At 62.4% G+C, this 3,453-nt stretch carries 3 protein-coding genes and 1 pseudogene; 3 read left to right on the top strand and 1 reads right to left on the bottom strand.

The window, feature by feature from the left end:
• From MJ956_RS17420 to MJ956_RS17430, 3 genes and pseudogenes are all read left to right on the top strand, one after another.
• The coding region (locus MJ956_RS17420) for a hypothetical protein (RefSeq protein WP_253965710.1) at positions 1-612 on the top strand (612 nt) is incomplete at its 5' end.
• A 123-nt stretch (positions 613-735) separates the two neighbouring features.
• A pseudogene (gene istA, locus MJ956_RS17425) lies at positions 736-2,226 on the top strand (IS21 family transposase); the annotation flags it as partial.
• A gap of 8 nt (positions 2,227-2,234) precedes the next feature.
• Positions 2,235-2,603, top strand: coding sequence for an ATP-binding protein (locus tag MJ956_RS17430; protein ID WP_279327046.1), 369 nt, complete (start codon positions 2,235-2,237; stop codon positions 2,601-2,603).
• On the opposite strand, the gene MJ956_RS17435 is transcribed toward MJ956_RS17430, so the two are convergent.
• Positions 2,587-3,375: a helix-turn-helix domain-containing protein gene (locus tag MJ956_RS17435; protein ID WP_253965712.1), complete on the bottom strand. Its 789-nt coding sequence runs from the start codon at positions 3,373-3,375 to the stop codon at positions 2,587-2,589. The genes MJ956_RS17430 and MJ956_RS17435 overlap by 17 nt on opposite strands.
• Positions 3,376-3,453 lie beyond the last annotated feature (78 nt).

A 3,453-nucleotide genomic window follows, 5' to 3' on the forward strand; every position in this document is an offset into this window, starting at 1 on the left:
CTCGAGGCGCGCTTCCACGCCCCGGATGCCGCTGGAGAGATTGTCCCGCGGCAATGGTGGGTGGAATGCAAAGGGCGGTCCGGCACGCTCGAGACCGAGGCGGTAAAGACCGCCTGCAACAATGTGGTCGCGGACCACAGTGTCGATTGCCTGGTCATCGCCACCAACACGACCTTCACTAACCCGACCCGCGACTGGGTCGAGACATGGCAGGAAAAATTCCCGAGACCCCAGATATTGCTGTGGGACCGGGCCGTCTTGGAGCGCATGCTCGCCCAGCAGCCCGCGACGGTGCTGCGATTGTTCGAAGGCGGGCTTAGTTCGGCCGGGCATCTCCGGGCAATTCGCGACCGCTTCTGGAATCTGATCGAGTACAGCTCGATCGAGCGCATCAAGCGGATCTGGAGCGAGCGCGACACGCTCGAGTTCGGCGTGATGGAGCGTTTTGCGCTGATCGCGAACGAGTTCGCGCACGGCAGCATCGACGAGCGACCCTGGGCCGGCGCCTGTACGGCAAAGGATGTTTTCGAGACATTTCAGTATGGCATGTTCAACCTAGTCTATTTGTACGCACGGGTCATGAAGACCGGGGTCGATCAGGGTCCGATGTAAAATCGCATGCAAAGTTGGCCCCCTGAGCGGGGATTTTCGCGGCCAAAACTAACCCCCTGCTGAGCTATTTTTACATTTCCGCCTTTCCGGCCTTTCGGGCCGTAGGGAGGGCGATGCGGGGGAATGATCGGCGTGGATTTAATAGGGCAGATACGGCGTGCGTTTCACGACCAAGGCCGGGGGATCAAGACGATCGCCCGGGAGTTTTCGGTGTCGCGGACGACGGTTCGCAAGGTTGTCCGCGGCGACGCGACTGAGTTCCGATACGAGCGTGGCGTTCAGCCGGCGCCGAAGCTTGGAGCGTTTGTCGAGGATCTGACGGCGATCCTGGAAGCGGAAGCGGCGCTTCCGCGTCGGGAACGACGCTCGACGCAACGCCTTTTCGAGGAACTGCGTGGTCGCGGCTATGAAGGGGCCCACGACAGCGTTCATCGGTTTGCCAGGACATGGCGGCAGGATCGCGCTCGTCTTCCGGCAAAAGCGTACGTGCCGATGAGCTTTGCGCCGGGCGAGGCCTACCAGTTCGACTGGAGCCACGAGACGATCACGCTTCAGGGGCTGCCGCTGATGGTAAAGGCTGCGCACATGCGCTTGTCGCACAGCCGGATGCCGTTCGTTCGCGCCTATTTCCGCGAGACGCAGGAGCTTGTCTTCGACGCCCACGACAAGGCTTTCGCCTTTTATGGCGGGATTTGCCGGCGTGGAATCTACGACAACATGAAGACGGCGGTGGAGACGATCTTCGTCGGCAAGGCCCGTCAGTACAACCGTCGCTTCCTTCAGATGTGCTCGCACCACCTGATCGAGCCGGTAGCCTGCACGCCGGCGGCGGGCTGGGAGAAGGGCCAGGTGGAGAACCAGGTCGGCAATCTGCGCGACCAGGTCTTCCGGCCCAAGCCGAAGGTGACGAGCCTTGAGGAGTTGAATGCCTGGCTGGAAGACCAGTGCATCGCCTACGCCAAGCGAACCCGTCATCCCGAGTTCAAGGATCGGACGATTTGGGAGGTCTTCCAGGAGGAAAGGCCTGCGCTGATGGAACTGCGATCGCCGTTCGACGGATTCGTCGAGAAGGCGGTGCGGGCCAGCACGACCTGCCTCGTCATGGCCGACCACAATCGCTACAGCGTCGGTGCCCGGGCCGCCGGACAGACGGTTCTGGTGCGCACCTACGCCGAGCGGGTCGTCGTTTTGTTCGAAGACCGGATCGTCGCCGATCATCCGCGCCAGTTCCGACGCGATCAGGTCGTCTATGATCCCTGGCACTATCTGCCGGTTCTTGTGAAGAAGCCGGGGGCGCTGCGCAACGGCGCGCCGTTCAAGGACTGGGACCTGCCACCCGCCCTGGCGCAGGTCCGCGCTGAGCTGAAGCGGCACGAAGATGGCGACCGTCAGTTCGTAAAGGTCCTCGGTGCCGTCCTCGACCATGGGCTGGAGGCCGTCGAGGCCGCCTGCACCGAGGCCGTCGAAGCCGGAATCTGCCATGGCGACGTGATCCTGACGATCCTTGCGCGCCAGCTCCAGCCGCCGCCGGTGGCCAGCATCGCGATTCCCGAGGCTCTGGTCCTGAAGGTGCCACCGTTGGCCGACTGCGCCCGCTACGACAGCATCAGGAGGGTGGCGTGATGGAGCGTCACGAGCTTCTGGAGGCGATGGACGAGTTGAAGCTTCACGGCATGCGCGCCAGCTTCGACGAGATCACCGGCAAGGGCCTGCAACGCCGCGACGAACTCTACCCTTTGCTCGCCAGCCTCCTGCAAGCCGAGCGTAACCATCGCCAGGCCCGTTCCATCGTCTACCGGATCGTCAGCGCCAAATTCCCCGTGCTGAAGGATCTCGACGCCTTCCACTTCGCCGACACGGCGATCGACGAAGGCAAGGTGCGCGAGATCGCCACCGGCGCGTTCCTGGAAGGTAAGCGCAACGCCATATTCATTGGCGGGACCGGTGCTGGGTCATACTGCTCACCTCGCTATGTCATTGAAACTGAATGATTGCTTGATCTGGATTTTGTGATGACGGACGCTTCCGGCAAGAAACGGCAGGCTTGCCGGCTGCGATCACTTCGACATCCGCTCGCCTGATAATCCATGGCGCGCCCTTACAATGCTGGTTGCCTGCCAAGATGCCGTCCCTGACCATTCGCCGTACCGACATCGCGCTGCAGCCGATAAGGCCAGCCGCTTCGTCAAGCGTGATCTCGCCCCGGGCGGCTCGCTCGCCCTCCTGATAAACCGCGATCGAATGCTGGCTGCGGAAGGTACAGACCCGGGATTGGGTCCAACCGTTGAGCCGTCCCGTCTTGAAGCCTTCCCGATTGAGAAGCGCCGCCATCGCCTTATCCGGCATGAGACGTGCCAAGGCTCTGATCAGATCCTCGGTGGCCGGCTCTGCGGCCCAACGATGGTGCCCTTTCTTATTCTTTTTGACGTTCAGCGCCGTGTGGTCGCCGCCTCGCCAGTGCAACAGCATCACGATCTGATCGCTTTCGACCCGGACGACGATCTCCTCGAGAACGGCCCGGAGAATCCGTTTGCGCGTTGCTGCGGTCGCACGAGGATGTTCCCATGCGATGGCCATATCGGCCCCCATGGTCATGAGGCTCTGCCGCTCGTCATCGCTGATTGCGTCTGGCTGGCGGCGCGACAATCCCTCCAGTTCGTCTTCGATTGTTTTGACTGTGGCGAGGGCTTCGTTCCAGCGCCGTTCGAGTTCGCCGGCCACCAGGCGGTTGTCGGGATCGACGGCATCATACTGACGCTGCATGTGTCAGGCGACACGGCAAACTGACCCCCTGGCGCCATGAGGAACTGCCCCCTCGATAGCCAGGAGGTCGGCATGGAA

This window comes from Aurantimonas marianensis, assembly GCF_024195285.1.
GTDB classification, from domain to species: domain Bacteria; phylum Pseudomonadota; class Alphaproteobacteria; order Rhizobiales; family Rhizobiaceae; genus Aurantimonas; species Aurantimonas marianensis.

Excerpts from the sequence above, each read along its gene's own strand:
- MJ956_RS17430 (WP_279327046.1), top strand. The coding sequence starts at position 2,235 with ATGGAGCGTCACGAGCTTCTGGAGGCGATGGACGAGTTGAAGCTTCAC.
- MJ956_RS17435 (WP_253965712.1), bottom strand. The coding sequence starts at position 3,375 with ATGCAGCGTCAGTATGATGCCGTCGATCCCGACAACCGCCTGGTGGCC.